This is a genomic window from Spirillospora sp. NPDC048911, assembly GCF_043198015.1.
Taxonomy (GTDB): domain Bacteria; phylum Actinomycetota; class Actinomycetes; order Streptosporangiales; family Streptosporangiaceae; genus Spirillospora.
In genome coordinates, this window is sequence record NZ_JBICUD010000007.1 from 392,574 (window position 1) to 409,821 (window position 17,248).

General features: G+C 69.5%; 15 protein-coding genes, 2 tRNA genes and 1 pseudogene. 8 read left to right on the forward strand and 10 right to left on the reverse strand.

All coding sequences use genetic code 11. The features are described 5' to 3' along the window. Positions 1-160 precede the first annotated feature (160 nt). A complete protein-coding gene (locus ACGFNU_RS31340; RefSeq protein WP_392599422.1) occupies positions 161-1,678 on the reverse strand; it encodes a DUF4331 domain-containing protein in 1,518 nt (505 codons plus the stop codon). Positions 1,679-1,935: 257 nt separating this feature from the next. Between ACGFNU_RS31340 and ACGFNU_RS31345 the strand changes: the two genes are divergently transcribed. Continuing rightward, positions 1,936-2,008: transfer RNA gene (locus ACGFNU_RS31345), tRNA-Lys, on the forward strand. A gap of 52 nt (positions 2,009-2,060) precedes the next feature. Here the strand turns inward: ACGFNU_RS31345 and ACGFNU_RS31350 are convergent. Together ACGFNU_RS31350 and ACGFNU_RS31355 are read right to left on the reverse strand one after the other, a co-directional pair. Beyond that, complete coding sequence (locus ACGFNU_RS31350) at positions 2,061-4,655, reverse strand: DUF4132 domain-containing protein (RefSeq protein WP_392599424.1); 2,595 nt, start codon at positions 4,653-4,655, stop codon at positions 2,061-2,063. Between the two features lie 6 nt (positions 4,656-4,661). Beyond that, the gene (locus tag ACGFNU_RS31355; RefSeq protein ID WP_392599426.1) at positions 4,662-5,429 is read right to left on the reverse strand and encodes a helix-turn-helix transcriptional regulator; all 768 of its coding nucleotides are present in this window, start codon (positions 5,427-5,429) and stop codon (positions 4,662-4,664) included. Here ACGFNU_RS31355 and ACGFNU_RS31360 point away from each other — a divergent pair. Further along, positions 5,428-6,111 (forward strand): SDR family NAD(P)-dependent oxidoreductase, encoded by a 684-nt coding sequence (locus ACGFNU_RS31360; RefSeq protein WP_392599428.1) that lies wholly within the window; start codon positions 5,428-5,430, stop codon positions 6,109-6,111. The two genes, ACGFNU_RS31355 and ACGFNU_RS31360, sit on opposite strands and share 2 nt — an antisense overlap. A 52-nt stretch (positions 6,112-6,163) precedes the next feature. Here the strand turns inward: ACGFNU_RS31360 and ACGFNU_RS31365 are convergent, their stop codons facing one another. The 4 genes and pseudogenes from ACGFNU_RS31365 to ACGFNU_RS31380 form a co-directional block, all read right to left on the reverse strand. Continuing rightward, positions 6,164-6,433 carry a DUF4132 domain-containing protein gene (locus ACGFNU_RS31365; RefSeq protein ID WP_392599750.1) on the reverse strand — a complete coding sequence of 90 codons (270 nt, stop codon included), beginning with the start codon at positions 6,431-6,433 and terminating at the stop codon, positions 6,164-6,166. Between the two features lie 64 nt (positions 6,434-6,497). Then, a pseudogene (locus tag ACGFNU_RS31370) lies at positions 6,498-6,581 on the reverse strand (hypothetical protein); the annotation flags it as partial. A gap of 17 nt (positions 6,582-6,598) precedes the next feature. Next, positions 6,599-6,922, reverse strand: a complete 324-nt coding sequence (locus ACGFNU_RS31375; protein ID WP_392599430.1) for a hypothetical protein — start codon at positions 6,920-6,922, stop codon at positions 6,599-6,601. Between the two features lie 84 nt (positions 6,923-7,006). Beyond that, the gene (locus ACGFNU_RS31380) at positions 7,007-7,852 is read right to left on the reverse strand and encodes a transporter substrate-binding domain-containing protein (RefSeq protein ID WP_392599432.1); all 846 of its coding nucleotides are present in this window, start codon (positions 7,850-7,852) and stop codon (positions 7,007-7,009) included. A 335-nt stretch (positions 7,853-8,187) separates the two neighbouring features. Here ACGFNU_RS31380 and ACGFNU_RS31385 point away from each other — a divergent pair, with 335 nt between their 5' ends. From ACGFNU_RS31385 to ACGFNU_RS31400, 4 genes are all read left to right on the forward strand, one after another. Continuing rightward, positions 8,188-9,867: an alkaline phosphatase D family protein gene (locus ACGFNU_RS31385; RefSeq protein ID WP_392599433.1), complete on the forward strand. Its 1,680-nt coding sequence runs from the start codon at positions 8,188-8,190 to the stop codon at positions 9,865-9,867. Beyond that, the gene (locus ACGFNU_RS31390; RefSeq protein WP_392599435.1) at positions 9,864-10,733 is read left to right on the forward strand and encodes a hypothetical protein; all 870 of its coding nucleotides are present in this window, start codon (positions 9,864-9,866) and stop codon (positions 10,731-10,733) included. Before ACGFNU_RS31385 ends, ACGFNU_RS31390 begins: the two co-directional genes overlap by 4 nt. Before the next feature lie 78 nt (positions 10,734-10,811). Further along, the gene (locus ACGFNU_RS31395) at positions 10,812-11,231 is read left to right on the forward strand and encodes a hypothetical protein (RefSeq protein ID WP_392599437.1); all 420 of its coding nucleotides are present in this window, start codon (positions 10,812-10,814) and stop codon (positions 11,229-11,231) included. 25 nt (positions 11,232-11,256) lie between these two features. Beyond that, positions 11,257-12,582 carry a hypothetical protein gene (locus tag ACGFNU_RS31400; RefSeq protein WP_392599439.1) on the forward strand — a complete coding sequence of 442 codons (1,326 nt, stop codon included), beginning with the start codon at positions 11,257-11,259 and terminating at the stop codon, positions 12,580-12,582. Here ACGFNU_RS31400 and ACGFNU_RS31405 read toward each other — a convergent pair. Further along, positions 12,574-14,712, reverse strand: a complete 2,139-nt coding sequence (locus ACGFNU_RS31405; protein ID WP_392599441.1) for a tetratricopeptide repeat protein — start codon at positions 14,710-14,712, stop codon at positions 12,574-12,576. The two genes, ACGFNU_RS31400 and ACGFNU_RS31405, sit on opposite strands and share 9 nt — an antisense overlap. A gap of 189 nt (positions 14,713-14,901) precedes the next feature. Here ACGFNU_RS31405 and ACGFNU_RS31410 point away from each other — a divergent pair, with 189 nt between their 5' ends. Then, a complete protein-coding gene (locus tag ACGFNU_RS31410) occupies positions 14,902-15,207 on the forward strand; it encodes a hypothetical protein (protein WP_392599443.1) in 306 nt (101 codons plus the stop codon). Between the two features lie 181 nt (positions 15,208-15,388). Here the strand turns inward: ACGFNU_RS31410 and ACGFNU_RS31415 are convergent, their stop codons facing one another. Beyond that, the gene (locus ACGFNU_RS31415; RefSeq protein ID WP_392599445.1) at positions 15,389-16,414 is read right to left on the reverse strand and encodes a DNA topoisomerase IB; all 1,026 of its coding nucleotides are present in this window, start codon (positions 16,412-16,414) and stop codon (positions 15,389-15,391) included. Between the two features lie 27 nt (positions 16,415-16,441). Then, positions 16,442-17,044, reverse strand: a complete 603-nt coding sequence (locus ACGFNU_RS31420) for a GNAT family N-acetyltransferase (protein ID WP_392599446.1) — start codon at positions 17,042-17,044, stop codon at positions 16,442-16,444. Between the two features lie 110 nt (positions 17,045-17,154). Between ACGFNU_RS31420 and ACGFNU_RS31425 the strand changes: the two genes are divergently transcribed. Beyond that, positions 17,155-17,227: transfer RNA gene (locus ACGFNU_RS31425), tRNA-Lys, on the forward strand. The last annotated feature ends 21 nt before the right edge of the window (positions 17,228-17,248 follow it).

The following is a 17,248-nucleotide window of genomic DNA, read 5'->3' on the forward strand; positions in this document are numbered from 1 at the left end:
TCTCCGACTCCAACTGCCTGGTCGCGAGCTGGTCCGGGGACGACGCCGTCCCGCCGAACCTGGAGCGCCCCCTCCGGCGTCCGCCTCGACGCCGGAAGGGGGCGAGCCTTGGTACGCCGGCCCGGCAGGGGCTCCCGAACCTGACGGGCCGGCGCACGATCTAGTGGGACCGCCTGCGGGCCCACATCAGGAATCCGCCGGTGAGGAAGGCGGCGCCACCTGCCAGCGCGACGATCGGCAGGATGGGGGTGCCGCCGTCGTCCGCGGTGGACGACTGCGCCGAACGGTTGCCGAGGTTGTACGTGGTGGCCGCGCCGTTGGCGGTGCCCTTGCCACCGCCGCTGGTGAAGCCGCCGCGCACCGCCGACCCGGAGGTGGGCAGCGCCACGTACGGGAAGTTCGGCTCGAACTTCACGTCGTTGGCGTCCACGGCGTCGCTGAGGTCGTTCTTCATGCCGACGAGCTCGCCCTCGGCGACCTGCAGCGAGATGTCGACCGTGTCGTCGGTCAGGCGACGGCCGTTCGGGTACCCGGCGTTGTCACCGTCCAGCACGCCGAGCCGCTTCGGGCTGGCGGTCGGCGGGATCGACGTGTTGAGGCGCATCAGCTCGGCCGGCCGGACGTTCGGCGGCTGGTTGAGCTTGGGCACCCCGCTCAGGAAGACCTGCACCAGGTCGTTGCGCGGCGTGGGCGGAATGGGCAGCTTGTAGACCTCGTTGAGGCGCCGCGGCAGTTCCGGGTTGGTGACGTTCGGCAGGAACTGCGCGTCGTTCCAGGGCACGGACGCGTTGAACTTGTCCTTGTCCTTGATCGGGTTGACGACCTCGTTCACGAGCGGGTTGGCCAGGCGCGAGACCTGCGTGAAGCCGCCCGCCGCGTTCCGGCGCTGGACCGCGGAGTAGACGCCGATGATCGGCTGACCGGGCTTGATCAGCGCGGACGTCGGGACCTGCAGCGCCACGGTCTGGACGTTGTAGCCCTTCAGCGTGTCGTTGCCGACCTCCTTCAGGTTGCCGCCGTAGAAGCGGTTGAACACCCGGAGGTCCAGGAAGAACGGGTCGTCCGCCTGTCCCGCGAACACCTTGGCGCCGCTCGGCAGCTGCTTGATCGCCTGCTGCCGCAGCGTGCGGTAGTCGGGCATCGACGCGTCCCCGACGCGCGACGGCGCCACCGGAACGTTGGTGGCCAGGGTCCGCGTGTTGACGACCGAGCCCCCGCTGCGCTGGATGAGGGTGATGTCGTACGTCTGGCGGTAGTTGAGCGTCGGGTCGTCGAAGCTGCGGACGACTCCCGTGTTGTACAGGAACGTGTTCTGGCTTCGGTAGCTTTCCTTGAACGTGAAGCGGTAGGTGAACTCGGGCAGCGAGTCCCCGTCGTTGTCGACGTTGATCTCGTACCGGCCGTCAGGGTTGAACTTGTAGAAGTTGGGCCCGCCGGCGGGCTCCTCGAACGGCCAGAAGTTCGCGACCAGCGTGGTCGTGTTCGGCTGGTCGGGGCTCACGAACGCGTACACGTCCGTGTTGTCGTACTCGGGCTGCCCCGAGATCAAGGGAGCCTCCCGGTGACTCGAGGCCGTGGCCTGCATCGGTGCCAGGCTCGTCGACCCTCCGGCGATCAGTGCCGCCCCCGTGGCGAGCACCGCGACGGTCCGTGACCGTCTGGAGAGGCGTATCGACATGGTGTGTCCCTTCTGCTCGCGAGCGCCGCGAGCTCCGTCGCACCTGCCTCCTATTCGCCGCTCCCTCGCTCCTGGATTGCCCCGACTTTTCCCGAACGTCGCTCCCCCGGCCCCGCGCACCCGTCCCCCGGCCTCGACGACCGCCCCAATCCCCAGGTGAGGGGCCCCATCAATCGATTCGCGCAGCGTCCGCAGTGCCTGCTAATGTTCTTCCTGTCGCGGGGAGCGCCGGGTACGCCCGGAGCCCCGGTCGACACGCGCCGTTAGCTCAATTGGCAGAGCAGCGGACTCTTAATCCGCGGGTTCGGGGTTCAAGTCCCTGACGGCGCACCCACACCCCCTGGTCGGTGACCTCCGGTCACCTCCCCAGGGGGTTTTGCGTCTATTCGGTGAGTGTGGTCAGGGCTAGGAGCAGTTCGGAGGCGGTGACGTCGTCTAGCTCCTCGAAACGGGCTTCGGAGCCGGGTGTGGTGATCTGGACGGCGCCCAGGGTCTGCTCGGGCCACTCGGCCGGTGACATGACCGGGAAGCCCGGGGCCACGTCGAGGACGATCGTGCTGCCGCCCGGCGCCGTCCAGACCATCTCGCACTGGACGCCGCCGTCCAACGGGGTGCCTCGCTCCCAGCCCATCCGTTCCAGCCCCAGAACCTTGCCGGTCGAGACGGCGATCCCGTCAAGCCTGTCCAGCTTGCCGCCTTCGCGCTCTTTTTCGGTGAACGCGAAGGTGGGCCGCCCGAGCTGCGGGAACGGCTGCAGGATCTCGTAGTCGGCGAACACCTCGCTCCACGCGCCGATCGTTTCCCCCAGGTGCACCGGGTGGGCGATCCGCACGGTTCCCGTCTCGGGCAGCGTCAGCACGTCATCGTGCACATCGGCGAACGTGCGGTCTTCGGCGACGCGGAACGCGGTCGTCTTCCCGCCGTCCTCGTGCAGCCAGGCCAGCCGCTTGACGATGTGCCACAGCAGTGGATGCCCGACGAAGAGTGTCTGGAAGTCCGCGGTCTCCCACCGGCGCTGCTCGCTCATGGCTCGCTCCATCCGCCGGATCTGATCGGCGGCGACGGTGCGGACGTCCTTCTTCAGGCCGGTGAACGTCCGGTACGCGGCGGGCGCGAGTTCGGGGTCGTCCTTGGCGCCCGGCTTCGGGAGCGCCTTGCGGAGCTTGCCCTGGTCGTCGGTCACGTAGGGCTTGAGCTCCTCGTCGAACCCCACCCGGAAACGCCGGGGCCCGTAGTCGAGCGTCATCCCATCGTCGGCGTCCAGCCCGAAGTCGGGCACGATGCGGTCGCCGAGCTGCTCCATGGTGAGCCCGCGGTTCGCCGCGACCTGGTGGAGGAGCTGCGCCGCCTTGTTCTTGAGCCGCTTGGGCCTGGCCTTCTCCGAAACCAGGTGCAGCTGCATGACGGCGACGTCGGTGCCGATCGCGGCGAGCACGTCCAGCCCGTTCAGCGGAAGCTTGACCCCGTCCTGCCCGGGCCAGGACCGCGCCATCCCGCCCAGCCGCCGCGCCGTCTCGTCGTCACCGGTCCAGGCCAGCTGCGACGTGGCCCAGCCGATCCGGGACTCGCCGGAGACGCGCCACCGCTCGAACAGCGCCCACCCGAACTCCGCCAGCGATCCCGGGTCGAGCGCGTCCAGCGCCGTGGGCGGCGATCGACGCGGGCTCGCCTTCGCCAGCGCCTCGACGAGGTGCCCGGTCGCCGCCGCGGGCAACGCCAGGTCACGGCCCCTGAGCAGGATCTGCGGCAGGGTGGTGGGCGGCGCCCAGCTCGGTGGTCCCTTCTTCCCGCCCTTCAACAGCGTTTTGGGGACGTCGCCAGCGGACGCCTCGTCCACCCGGGCCTCTTCGATGGCCTGGATCGCCGCCTTGGCCTCGTCGTCCAGCCCGGGCAGCACCTCGGCGAGCAGGTCGGGCCGCGCCAGCAGATGCGCGTTCAGCAGCCCGGCCGCCAGCTTCGCCCGCTTCGACGTCCCTGCCGAGACCTGTGGCAGTACCCGCATCGCACGCCTCGGGAACCGCTCGATCATCGCCTGCGCGACGGGCAGGACGTACTCCTGGTCGAGCCGCTCCGCCACGAGCAGGAACGCCTCGTCGGTGGGAAGCTCGCCGAGCACCGCGACGATCCTCCTGCGGTCGCCGGCGTCGGACTCGTCGTCGAAGGCACGCGCCAGCTGCGGGGCGACCGCGGGCCCGACTCCCTCCACCGCCGTGACGAGACATGCCTGCCAGCGTCCGTACTCGCCGAACTCCGCCCAGTCCCCGAGCCGGGCGAGCTGGTCGGCGGATCCGAGCGAGCACCACAGCTTGCTGCGATGGCGCTCGACCGGTTCGGCGCAGCACTCGTCCACCCAGTCCTGGCGCGTCGGCACCAGGAAGGAGACCGCGTAGCGCTCCGTCGGGGTCTGGCGGTAGTCCGCCAGCCGCTCCACCGTCTCCTGGTAGCTCTTCTCATCGGTGACGGCCAGCAGTGCCCGCACTCGCCGCCCATGGAACCCGCCGACCGACGTCGAGTCGACGTAAATGCTGGGACCGACGTAGTCCAGCTCCTTCTCGTACGTTTCCCGGTCGTGGTGCGTGGAGATGTGGACCTGATCCATCTCCAGGCACGCGCAGGCAGCGAAGGCGAGGCCATGAGCGGCAGCCCATGCGTCGATCCACGGCTTGATCTGCCGGCCGTACCGCAGTTCCTCGTCGATGCAGGCGACCACTGCCGCACCCAGGGGGTTCGCCTGCCCGCGCAGGTAGTCGCGGGCCGCTTCGACGAATTCCCGCTCGCTGCGTTCGTCATCGAGGACCGCATCGATTCGCGGACGCGCTCTCTCCAGCCACCCGTCGATCTCCGCTTGGGCGGACGGATCGATCTCGACCGCAGGAACGGGAGGCAGCCCGCCACGGCGGGGGTACAGCGCCTCCCGCCACTCGTCGGGAAAGACCAGGACGTCCTCGTCACGAGAGGCGGGGGGCACTTCGATCATGAAGCCTTACCGTAGAGGACTCCGATCGTGGCCATGGGGCGCTTCCGCCTCAGCGTTGTTCCGAGAAAGATCGTCGCTTCGCGTTTCCGAGGTGGGCAGACCCGCGGACGCCAGCAGCGCGAGTTTGTCCGCGTCGCCGGACCCGGCGTCCGGGTGGTACACGACGAGCATCAGGTCCTCGGCTCCGCCGATGCTCAGTCGTTCCCGGTTGAGGGTCAGGTCCCCGACCTGCGGGTGCCGCAGCCGCAGCGGCGTCCCGCGCTGTCCCCGGACCTCATGGCGGGCCCAGAGCTGACGGAATCGAGGACTCGCCAGTGAGAGCTCTCCGGTGAGCTCGACGAAGCGGGGATCGTCGACGTCGTTGCCCGCGGCCTGCCGCAGGTTCGCGATGAAGCACTCCGTGACGTTCTTCCAGTCCGGATGCAGAGCCTGCTCGGCCGGGTCCAGGAACAGGTCCCGCAGCTGGTTCCCCCCGGCGCTGAGGCGGGGCGAGAGCGCTCTGGCCAGGTCGTTCGAGGCCAGGATGTCGAAATACCGGTCTTCGATGAACGCGGGTTGGACGAGGGAGTCCATGAGCTTGAGCGCGCCGGGCGGAGGGCTGTCCTCGCGCGGTCGGCGCCGGAGGACCTCCGTCACCAGCGCCAGCAGGTGGGCCAGGTGGTCGTCATCGAGGCGCAGCACGCGCGCGATCGACTCGAGCACCTGCACGGAGGGGTTGCGATCACGGCCCCGCTCCAGCCGCAGGTAGTAGTCGGCGCTGATGCCGGCGAGCATGGCGACCTCCTCGCGGCGCAGCCCGGGCACCCTTCTCACACCCACGTCGGGGACGCCCGCCTGCTGCGGTGTCACCTGCTACCTCGGTGCGCGTGACGTCGAGAGGGGCGAGAAGGCCGCGGCCACTCTCGGCGCACGCTTCGTCCAGCTCGATGTGACCGACGACGCGTCCGTGACCGGCGCGCTGGCGTCGATCGGCTCGGCTGAGGGCCGGCTCGACGTCCTGGTGCACAACGCGGGCATCTTGGGGACGGAGTCGGCCGACGGTCCCACGGCTCTGCGAATTTTCGACACCAACGCGGTGGGAATCGTGCGCGTCACGGAAGCGGCACTACCCCTGCTGCGCAAATCCTCGAACCCGACCGTGGTGACCGTTTCCAGCAGCGCCGGGTCCTTCTGGGCGGTGAACAACCCCGACCGGCCGGAATTCCACCTGTCGCTCGCGCTCTACTCCGCGTCCAAGGCGGCGGCCACCATGCTGACGGTCCAGTACGCCAAGTCCCAGCCGGGCATCAAGTTCAACGCGCTCGAACCCGGCCCCACCGCGACCGACATGACCGCCGCCTTCGGAATCGGCAGGCCGGTCGAAGAGAGCGCCAGAACCGTCGTACGACTGGCGACTCTCGCTCCGGACGGTCCCACCGGAACCTTCCAAGACGAGACCGGAGAACTGCCCTGGTGAGCAACCCGGCCGCACGTGGACGGGGCGTCAGGCGGTGGTCGGCTCGGCGAGATCAGCAAGGATTTCCGAGGCGGTGACCGGGTCCAGTTCGGAGAACGGCAGGGGCCTGGGCTCGGTCCGCCAGCTGAGGTCGGTGCCAGCCGCGCCGTTCCATGCCGATCAGCCTGCCGATCGCCACGGTGACGTCGTGGAAGCGTTCCAGCTCGGTGCCCGCGCGCTCGTCCTCGGTCAGCACGTAGGTGGGGCGGCTCAGCTGCGGGAAGGGCTGAACGATCTCGTAGTCGTCGAACACCTCGGCCCAGGCCTCCAGGCCGCCGGACAGTTCGAGGGGGGTGGGCCACCCCCACCCGGGTCGCCTCGGTCAGGGTCAGCTCCCCGTCCTGGAGGTCGGCGAGCGACCGATCCTCGGCCACGCGGAACGCGCGGCCGTCCTCGGTGATCCACACCAGCCGCCGGGCGACGTGCCACACCAGCGGATGCCCGACGATCAGAGTCCGGAACTCCCCGGCGGTCCACCGGCGTGAGCCTGCGCACCGTCTCGTCGTCGCCGAACAACCCGAGCGCCGTCAGCACCCTGCGGGTTCGCCTTACCCTCCAGGTGCGCGCGGGCGGGCTCGACGAGATCCGGCCGGCTCCGCCGGTTGCCGAGCAGATGGTCGATCTGGTCGCGCGTCTCCTTCACCCACTGCTGAACGGTGGCGGCGGCGTCCGGGGCGAGTTCGAGCGGGGGGCCGGGCGCCCCGCCACGACGTGGGTGGAGGGTGGCGCGCCAATCGTCAGGAAGAGTGAGAAGGTCCTCGTTCTGGGGCATGCGGAGCAAGGTAGTGCCAACGCCCGACAAGATCATGTACGGGACCGGAGACCCCCGCTCGTCGAGCGGGGGTCTCCGTTTGCCCTAGCTCTGCCAGGGCGCCGCGAAGCCCTTGTAGGTGCCGTCGTGGGTGGCCAGATGGACCCACTGGTCGATGTACTCCTGGAACTCGTCGTCGCCGCGCGGGAGCAGGTACGCCTTCTCGGCGAAGGTGAACGGCTTGTCCGGGTTGATCGCGCAGAGTTCGGGGTGGAGCTTGGCCTGGTACTTCGTCTCGCTCCCGTCCGTGATCATCACGTCGGCGCGGCCGGCCACGATCTCCTCGAAGATCGTGTTGTTGTCCGGGTGGGGGACGAGGGTGGCCTTGTGGATGTTCGCCTTGGCGAACTTCTCGTTCGTCCCGCCGGGGTTGACGATGACGCGCACTCCGGCCTGGTCGATCTTGGCCAGGGAGTCGTACTTGTCCTTGTCGGCGCAGCGGGCGATCGCTGACTTGCCGTCGACGAGGTAGGGCTCGCTGAAGTACGCCTTCTGTGCCCTGGCCAGGGTCACGGAGACGCCGCCCATGCCGATGTCACACTTGCCCGCCGTGAAGTCGTCCATGAGCTTGGTCCAGGTGGTCGTCACGAAGACGGCCTTCACGCCGAGGCCCGCGGCCAGGTGCTTGGCCATGTCGATGTCGATGCCGGTGTAAGCGCCGGTCTTGGGGTCCCGGTAGGTGAACGGCCGGTAGTCGCCGGTGGTGCACACCCGGAGCACTCCTCGTCGCGGCACCTTGTCCAGCAGGGTGGCCTGGCTGTGCTTGCCGGGAGCGGCTGTCGCGGAGGCGGTCGTGGCGGGGGCCGACGTGGCTGTGGCGGTGGCGAGGGCAGTGGCTGTGGCGGTGGCGAACGTAAGGGCCAGGGCTGCTACGGCGGTTCTGCGGCGCAAGGCTCTCCTCCTGTTTCGTAGCGGGGGGCGAAGGCAGGCGTGGACGGAGGACATCCCCTGCCGCGTGCCGCGGCGGGGAGCGATGGCCCGGGATCGTACCAGCGGAAATGTGGAAATTGGGAGACAGGCCGGCCCCGCCGTCCGCACCGGTCAGGCCGCCCGCACGCGGCGCCGCGACGCCCGGCCGCTCATCGCCTTGGCCATGCCGCGTCCTGAATTGTTAACGCGGGGGGAGACATTTCTCAGCCCTGGCGTTATCTTGGCGTGAACCTAACAGGCGATCTTGATATGTACTCATTCCTCGCTGAGGGTGACGACGGAAGGGAAGCGCGTAGGTGGGCAGAAACGTAGAGGCCGGGCCTGCTCTGAGCGTTCCGAGCAGGCGGCGTTTCCTGGGGTACTCCGGGATCGGGGCACTGGCACTGGCGTTCGGGCCGTTGCGGGCGGAGCCGTCGTCCTCGACCCGGGAGGTGTCCCGGTTCAAGTCCGATCCGTTCAGCCTCGGCATCGCCTCCGGCGATCCGTTGCCCGACTCGGTCGTCCTGTGGACGCGGCTGGCACCGGAACCGCTGGCCTCGCTCGGCGGCATGGAGCCGCACCGCGTCCCCGTCCGCTGGCAGGTCGCCGAGGACGCGAGGTTCCGCCGGGTCGTCCGGCGGGGGACGGCGACCGCGAGGCCGGAGTACGCGCACTCGGTGCACGTCGACGTGCGCGGCCTGCGGCCCGGACGGGAGTACTTCTACCGGTTCCAGGCGGGCAACCAGATCTCACCGACCGGACGGACCAAGACCGCCCCCGCACCCGGAGCGACGGCGAACGCGTTCACCTTCGGGATGGTGTCGTGCCAGGCGTGGTTCGACGGTTACTACACCGCGTACGGCCACCTGGCCAAGGAAGACCTCGACCTGGTCGTTCATCTCGGCGACTACCTGTACGAATACGGCGTGCAGACCAATGGGGGCAGGCCGGACACGCCGGTGCCGGCCAAGTTCCACACCCCCACCCTTCACCTGTCGGACTATCGCGACCGGTACGCGCTCTACAAACTCGACCCGGAGCTGCAGGCGGCGCACGCCAGGGCACCGTGGATCGTCACCTGGGACGACCACGAGGTCGTCGACAACTACGCCGACCTCGCCCACCCGTCAGCGCCGCCGGAGGACTTCCTCGTCCGCCGCGCCAACGCCTACCGGGCGTACTGGGAGCACATGCCGCTGCGGCCGCTGGAGCCGGCCGGCCAGAACATGTCGCTGTACCGCCGGTTCACCTTCGGCAGGCTGCTGGAGTTCAACGTCCTGGACACCCGCCAGTACCGCAGCGACCAAGCGTGCGGCGACGGCCTGAAGACCGGCTGCGAGCAGCGGCTGGACCCGGCCCGGACGTTGCTCGGCGGCGCCCAGGAGGCGTGGCTGCTGGACGGCCTCGGACGCTCGCAGGCGAAGTGGAACGTTCTGGCGCAGCAGATGATGCTGTCACAGGTCGACTTCAACACCGAGCCCGGGCAGGCGTTCAGTATGGACATGTGGGACGGGTACAAGCCCTCCCGGGACCGGCTGCTGACCGGGCTCGTCGAGCGGAAGGTGCGCAATCCGATCGTGCTGTCGGGCGACTTCCACCGCAGCATGGCCGCGAACGTCAAACGGGACTTCGACGACCCCGCGTCCCCCACGATCGCGACGGAGTTCCTCGGTTCGTCCGTCTCGTCCGGCATGGACGGGGCGGACATGGACGAGTTCGGCTCGCAGTTCCTCGCGGCCAACGACCACATCCGCTTCTACAACGGGCAGCGCGGTTACATGACGTTCGACGTCACGCCCGACACCTGGAACGCGTCCTACCGTGTCGTGCCGTACGTCCGGGAACGCGGCGCGCCCGTGTTCACCCGCGCGAGCTTCGCCGTCGAGGACGGCAAGCCCGGCCTGCAGGCCGACTCCAAGAGCGCGGCACGCGGCAGAAGGTACCTGCCCGCCTCCAAGGTCGAGCCTCCCGAGCCGCTGAAGGGGATCCGCAAGTGAGCCTTCGCAAGATCATCATCCTGCTGGCCGTGTCGCTCACGGCGATCGCCGGTGCCGCCCTGTACGCCGGCACGGCCTCCGCCACCGGGCAGGGACGCGGGTCGGTCACGATGACGGTGCAGTCCGGGACGCTGGACGTGCTCGCCGCCCCGTGCGGAGGCAGGCCGCTGGTGGTCGACGTCGCCAACTCCGGCTCCAAGGGCGCGTACGTCGACGTGTTCATCGCGCCGGAACGTCCGCTCGTCACTTCGCACGATGTCATCTCGACCTACGTGCCGCCGAACGACAACGTCGTCCTCCGGGCACAGGTCTCCGCGCCGCTCGGCTCGGCCGGAGGGACGCACGACGTGTCGCTGCGGCTGGGCCCGCGCGGGCAACGGCAGCGGGCGGCCGTCACGGTCACGCCGAAGCCGTCCGGGCCGGGCGCCGACCTCGCCCTCGGCGGACCCGTCAGCGCCTCGTCCACGCACGGCAACTTCAACGTCTGCGGCGGCGTGGACGGCAACGCCAACTCCGAGGACTGGTCCACGCGGACCGGCTGGAACGACGGCACGCGCGCGGCGTTCCCTGACACCTACACGGTCGAGTTCGGCGGCCCGCGGCCGATCGACCGGATCGTCCTGTACACGCTGGACTCCACGCGTTACCCCGCCGCCCGCTACGGCCTGCGGGACTTCGACGTCCAGGCGCTCGGCGGCGGCGGCGAGTGGACGACGGTGTCGAGCATCCGCGGCAACACCACGGGCCGGGTGGAGATCTCGCCCGATCCGGTGCTCTCCACCACGTCCGTACGCGTCGTCGCGCTCGCGTCCAACAGCGGCGACTACTCCCGCATCGTCGAACTGGAGGTCTACCAGGACTCGTAATCGCCGTGTCCTGTTTGTCCCGTTTATGCGAGTAGAGTGACTCGCCTGGTGGTGACGGGCCGAGGGGGGAGATCGTCGTTGAGCGCTCCTCCCCCCGACGGCACGACGGTCCGCACGGAACGTTCGATCTTGGCGATCGCGCACACGGTGACGTCGACGACTCGCCTGCTGGACGTGCTGGCGACGTTCGACGGGGATCACCGGCTCCAGCTCTTCCTGACCACGGCACCCGGGGCGACCGCCCCGGACGGGGTGAGCGAGTTCCTCGCCGACCTCGAAGTCAAGGCGATCTCATGGAACGAGGCCATCGGAAGGGAATTCGATCTCGCGCTCGCGGCGGCCAGCAGCGGTCCCTTGCATGAGATAAATGCGCCATTGGTGTCATTTCCTCATGGCGCTGGATACAATAAATACTTGCAACAGAAAGCAGAAAGCAGAAAGCAGAAAGCAGAAAGCAGAAAGCGGAAAGCGGAAGGCTGCCTATGGGCTGAGCCGTGATCAGCTGCTTCACGATGGCGAGGTCGTGCCCGCCGTCGTGATCCTCTCCCATCAGGAGCAGCTGGAACGGCTCGGCGAGGAGTGTCCCGAAGCGCTGGACAGGGCGCTGGTCGCCGGGGACATCTGCTTCGACCGGCTCGCGGCGAGCCTGCCGTGGCGGGAGGACTACCGCGCGGCGCTGGGGCTGCGGCCCGGGCAGCGTCTCGTCGTCGTCACCTCGACCTGGGGGCCGTGGTCGTTGCTGGGCGAGCATCCCGGGCTGATCGCGCGGCTGCTCGCCGACCTGCCGGTGGACGAGTACCTCGTGGCGGCGGTCATCCATCCGAACGTGTGGCACGGCCACAGCCCTTGGCAGGTGCGGGCATGGCTGGCTGACTGCCGCCGCGCGGGCCTGGTGGTGGTCCCGCCGCGCGAAGGCTGGCGCGCCGCGCTGGTCGCGGCCGACCTCGTGATCGGCGACCACGGGTCCGTCACGTTGTACGGAGCGGCGCTCGGGCGGCCGGTGTTGTTCGGAAGTTTCCCGGCGAACGCGGTGGATCCCCGGACCGCCCTGGCCGAACTGGGGCGTCATGCGGCGGTGATCGATGACCGTCCGCCGGCGGAGCAGGTCGATTCCGCCATCACCAAGCACGATCCGCACATGGGAGCGCGCGTCGCGGACGGGGCGTTCGCCGCTCAGGGACGCGCGGCCGAGATCCTCCGGGCGCACATGTACCCGCTGATGCGTCTCGATCCGCCTCCGGCCCCGGCCCGGACGTCTCCGGTGCCGCCGTGCGGCCCCGAGCCGCGCCAATGGACGGACGCCGAACGACCGGCACTGCTCGCCACGGTGGCGATCACGCGATCACCTGGACGTGCGGACTTCCTGGTCGAACGCTGTCCGGCCGAGGTGGCCGATCTGCGCTCGGCACCGCTGCGCGCCAACCGGCACCTGGTGGTGGACGGCACCGAGACCGATCATCGTCTCCGGGCGCTGGCCGACCTCCTCGTCCAGCGTGCCGACGCGCGCAGCAGGCCCGCGTTCGGCGATCGGGCCCTGACGGTGGCCGAAGTCCGGAAGGACGGCGAGTGCCGTCTGCAGCTTCCCAGTGGAGGCACGCTGGCGCTTCGAGCGAACGCAGCAAACACGGCGAACAGGGCGAAGGCGGCGAACGCCGCGAGCGCGGCAGATACAGCGGTCACAGCGACCGCGACGGACACAGCGACCGCGGCGATTGATCCGAGCGTTCTGGCTTCCGCGATCTACGCCTGGGTGGCCGAAGGGCACTCCATCGCCGGGCTGCCCGCGGAGTTGAACGCGAGGACAGGAGCTCTGACGATCTCGTTCACCTGCGAGCGGATCTCAGGGTGAGTCTCTGAGCTCGTCGGCTCTGGGGCTGCCGACCTCGTCGTACGCGGCGATCGCTGCCGCCCGCAGTTCCGCCGCGTGCGCCGGGTCGTCCATCATCGCCGCCACCTGTGCCAGCGACTCGTAGATCTCGCCCATCTGGTAGGTCCGGCCCTCAGCTCGCATGATCTCAAGAGCCGTACCGAGCGCGGCCGCGGCCGGCTCGGCGCGTTGCGCCTCCAGGTGCGCCCTGCCGACGGTGATCAGCGTCCGGCCGCGGTTGTAGGGATCCGGGATGCCCTCGAAGATCTCCTGCGCCCGGTCCAGGCAGCGGACGGCATCGTCCGCCCTGCCCAGCGCCAGGTACGTACGTCCGAGATGGTGCAGGTTGATTCCGACGCCACGGATCCGGCTGTGCGTCTCTTCCAGGTCCTTGGACTGCTGGAAGAACGGCAGCGCCTTTCCCGGCTCACCGGCGTCCAGGTGGGCGCGTCCGATGAACTCCAGCGTCGTCGCCCGGTCGAGCGGGTCGGTCGCCGCCTCAAGCGTCCTGCCGAGCACCTCATGTGCTTCGGCGAACCGGCGCGTCTCGTACAGCGCCCGCCCGAGCTGGATCCCCATCCGGAATCGCGCCCCGGCATCCCCGAGCCGCTCGGCGGCGCGCAGCCCGATCCGATGCGTCTCGATCCACTGGTCGTAGTGCTTGAGCGAGAGGTAGAAGCCCCACAGCGCCTCGCACAACTGCCAGGCGAGGTCGTGCCAGCCGCGGTCTTCGGCGGCGTACACCAGCGCACACAGGTTCTGGTGCTCGGCCCGCAGCCAGCCGAGCCCGCGCTGCACGCCTTCCGGTCCCGATCCGTAGGGGGACGGGCGGCCACGCAACTCCTGGAAGACCGGCCCGGTCGTCGGCCTGTGCGGGTTGACGGCGAGATCAGCCTCGGCGGCCGCCCGCAGGTACCACTCCACCGCGTTGCGAACGGCGGCGTCACGGTCCTCGCCGGTCTCCTCGTCCTCCGCCCTGCTCCGTGCGTGCAGGCGAATCAGGTCGTGGAAAACGAAGCGACCGTCCTCGTCGTCCAGAAGGTGGCGGTTCACAAGCTCGTCGAGAAGCGCGTCCGCCTCCGCCTCCGTACAACCGAGCAGGGCCGCGGCGGCGCCGATCCCGAAGACCACCCTCGGGCCCCTGCCCGCCCTCGGCGTAGGAGTCGGCCGGTCGCCGCCCCCGGGATGCAGGCTCAGCATCCGGTACGCCCGCCGCACCTCGTCAGGCATGGCCCCGTACACCTCGTCGCCGACCACGCGCACGGACCACTCCCCTTCCGGAGCGCGGCGCGGGGCGGCCTCCAACCTCGTGGCGAGGTCGGCCAGGCCCAGGCTGCGACGGGTCTTCAGCCTGCCCGCCGCCAGCCGGATCGCCAGCGGCCAGCCGCCGCACACGCGCAGCAGCGCCCGGGCGCCGTCGAGCTCGCGGTCGACCCGCCCGGCCCCGATCAGCGAACGCAGCAGGTCGAGACTGACCTCGTCCGAGAGCTCGCGCAGCAGGATCACCTCGGCGTTCTGCCGTCCCGCCAGGTCGGCGACCTCGGTCAGCTCACCGCCCGTGGTCACGAACACCACACTGTCCGGGGACGCGGGCAGAAGCCGTTCGACCTCACTCGCCAGACGCGCGTTGTCGAGCAGGAGGAACACTTTGCCGCGCGCCAGCCGGGACCTGAGCAGCGCCAGGCGTCCCTGGTCCGAACGCGGCAGGTGCTCCCCCGAGATCCCGAGCTGTTCGAGCAGGTAGGTCACCGTCTCGCCGATGCCACCGCCCAAGCCGCGCCGCGAGAGACCGCCGAGATCGGAGTAGAGAAGGCCATCGGGGAACCGGTCGCGTTCCAGGGTCGCCCAGTGCACCGCCATCGCGGTCTTCCCGACCCCGCGCAGCCCCGCCACGATCACCACCGTCGGCTCACCGGCGTTCGCCCGCACGGCTTCGGTGATCTGCCGCAGCAACGGCTCCCGGTCATGGAACCGGTTCGCGGCCGGGGGCAACGCGGACGGCGGCTCCACGGGCCCCGGCGCGTTGTAGACGTTCATCACGTCAACGCGGTGCGCCTGGACCACGTTGCGAGCGTCGCCCTCGTAACGGTTCCCGGCCTGTTCGCCAGCCACTTCGGCACCGCCCGCAAGGTCGTGGTCCGCCCAGTCGCAAGCCGGAGTGTGCCAGGGTCGCACAGTAAGCGCCAACGCCCCAGCTCACGCGAGCGCCGCGAAGGTCATGTTCGCGCGGGCGTTGCCCATCACACCGTTCACCTTGGCTCCCGCAGCCGATCCGTGCTGAACTGTGGTGTGCCCGATCCAATGACCGTCGCCATCGCCACCGCCATGGCGGGCAAGGCCGTCGAGGTCGCGAGCGAGCCGGTACGAGCGGCCGTCGCGGAGATCTCGCGCCGCGTCCGCGAACGGTTCCGCGGCGAGCCGACCGAAGAGAACGTCCAGCGCGTCCTCGACGAGGACCCGGAGTTCCGCGCCGAGCTCGAAGCGATCTGGACCAGCGCCCAGACGCAGGCCACCGCGACGGCCGACGGCGTCGTCAACGTCTTCAACGGCTCCGCCGAGAAGAGCATCCAACTCCGCGACGTCCACGGCGACCTCAACATCACCTAGCCGAACGGCCTGCTCGACCAGGCCGTCCCATCACGTGGTCGCCCAGGCGCGGGAAGAGCGACCGGAACGGGCTCGATACCCCCCAGCATCGCCCGTTCCGGTCGCTCTGTTCCCACCCCATACGGCCCACGGAGGAGCGGCCGTGCCGTGATCGCTACCCGCCCCACGGGGCCCAAACATCTCAAGCGCCACTTTTCTTGGCGCGGGTCAGCAGCCGGAGCACCGCGGCCTCGGTTTCGCCCTGGGTGGCCAGCTCGCCCGGGCCGACGCCCTCGCCCAGATTGGGGAGGACGGAGTTGATCGTGACGCCGTTCTCGTGCAGCTCGATGATGCGGGGGTCGATGTACGAGGAGCGGGCGACCGCGGGGGTGTTGCCCAGGTAGTCGGCGACCTCCTGCACCACGCGACTGACCGCCCGGCGGCGGGCCGTGGCCGACGACTCGACCGTGACGGCGAGGCCGACGGCGGCGAGCACGGTGGCGTGCCAGGTGCGGAAGTCCTTGGCCGTGAAGTCGCCGCCCGAGATCTCGCGCAGGTACTCGTTGATGTCCTCGGCCTGGACGCTCCGCCAGGCTCGGCCGGATCGGTGGGCGAGCAGTTCCGGGCTGTCGTCCTTGCGGCGTTTGAGCCCCCGCACCACAGCACAGACGTTCTCTTCGGCGACCACTTGCTCGCGTTCTTTGGAGCCCTTGGCGATGTATTCGAACGTCACCTTATTTCGACCGCAGTGGACGTGCTCGCGCAAAATGGTGGCCAGCCCATACGTGCCGTTCTCCTCGGCGTACTCCCGCCCGCCCGGCCGGAAGAAGCCCAGATCAATCAATCGAACAGCCGCCGCCAGCACCCGTTCTCGCGGATACCCCCGCGTTTCGAGATGCTCACCAACAATTTCCCGAACTTTCGGAAGCACGGCCGCGAATTCGAGAACACGATCGTGCTTGGCGGCGTCCCGTTGCCGGCGCCACTCCTCGTGATACAGGTATTGCCGCCGCCCCTCCGAGTCCACCCCGATCGCCTGGAGGTGCCCCGAGGGCGAAGGGCAGATCCAGACGTCCTTCCAGGCCGGCGGAATCACCAGTTCCTTGATCCTGGCGAGTTGCTCCTGGTCCCGCAGCTGCGCGCCGTCCGGACCGAAGTACTGGAACCCACGACCGCACCGCCGGCGACGGATGCCGGGGCTCTCCGGATCACTGTGCCTGAGCCGCATGCCGATGTCCTACCCGCGTGATGATGTTCATCCCTGCAAGGGGGGACGCCACATCAGCCACACCGGCGGGCAGCCTCCCGGCGGGACGAACCGCTCGGTCACCCGGAACCCGAACCGCTCGTAGTACGGAACGTTGCTCTCCTTGGAGGACTCCAGATAAGCAGGCAGCCGCTCCTCATCACAGCGCTCCAACCGTGACCTCAGCAGCGCCCCACCCAATCCATTGCCCTGGGCCACCGGATCCGTGCCGAGCACGGCCAGATACCAGTGCGGCTCCACCGGATGCCTCGCCTCGATCGCGCTCAGAGCCCGCAACGCCGCCGGCAGCCGGATCCCGAACGCCCGCGCCAGCGGCACCAACTGCCTCAATTGGACGCTCAGTGGCACCCGCCACGCGCCGGGCGGATCCCACAACGCCGCCGCCTCAATACCTCCGCGCCCTCCAACCTCACAGGCCCCCCGCGGCTCGTGCACCTTCCGCGTGATCAACTCGAACACGGGCGTCAACCGGCGCACCCTGCCGTCCGCCTTGGGGACGATCCACCGCCACACCGGATCATCATCGAACGCCCGCGCCAGCACCCCCGCGACCACCCCGGCATCGTCCGCCGAAAGCCTCCTGACCTCCATGCGTGACCCCTTCATCCTCCGAAGGCCCCCGCATCGTCTCATCCACCCCCGACAACGGACGATCCACCCTCCCCCGCCTGGTAACCTTTCGGAGTCGCCGCGCGCGACACGCGCCGTTAGCTCAATTGGCAGAGCAGCGGACTCTTAATCCGCGGGTTCGGGGTTCAAGTCCCTGACGGCGCACCCCGCATGACCAGCACATTC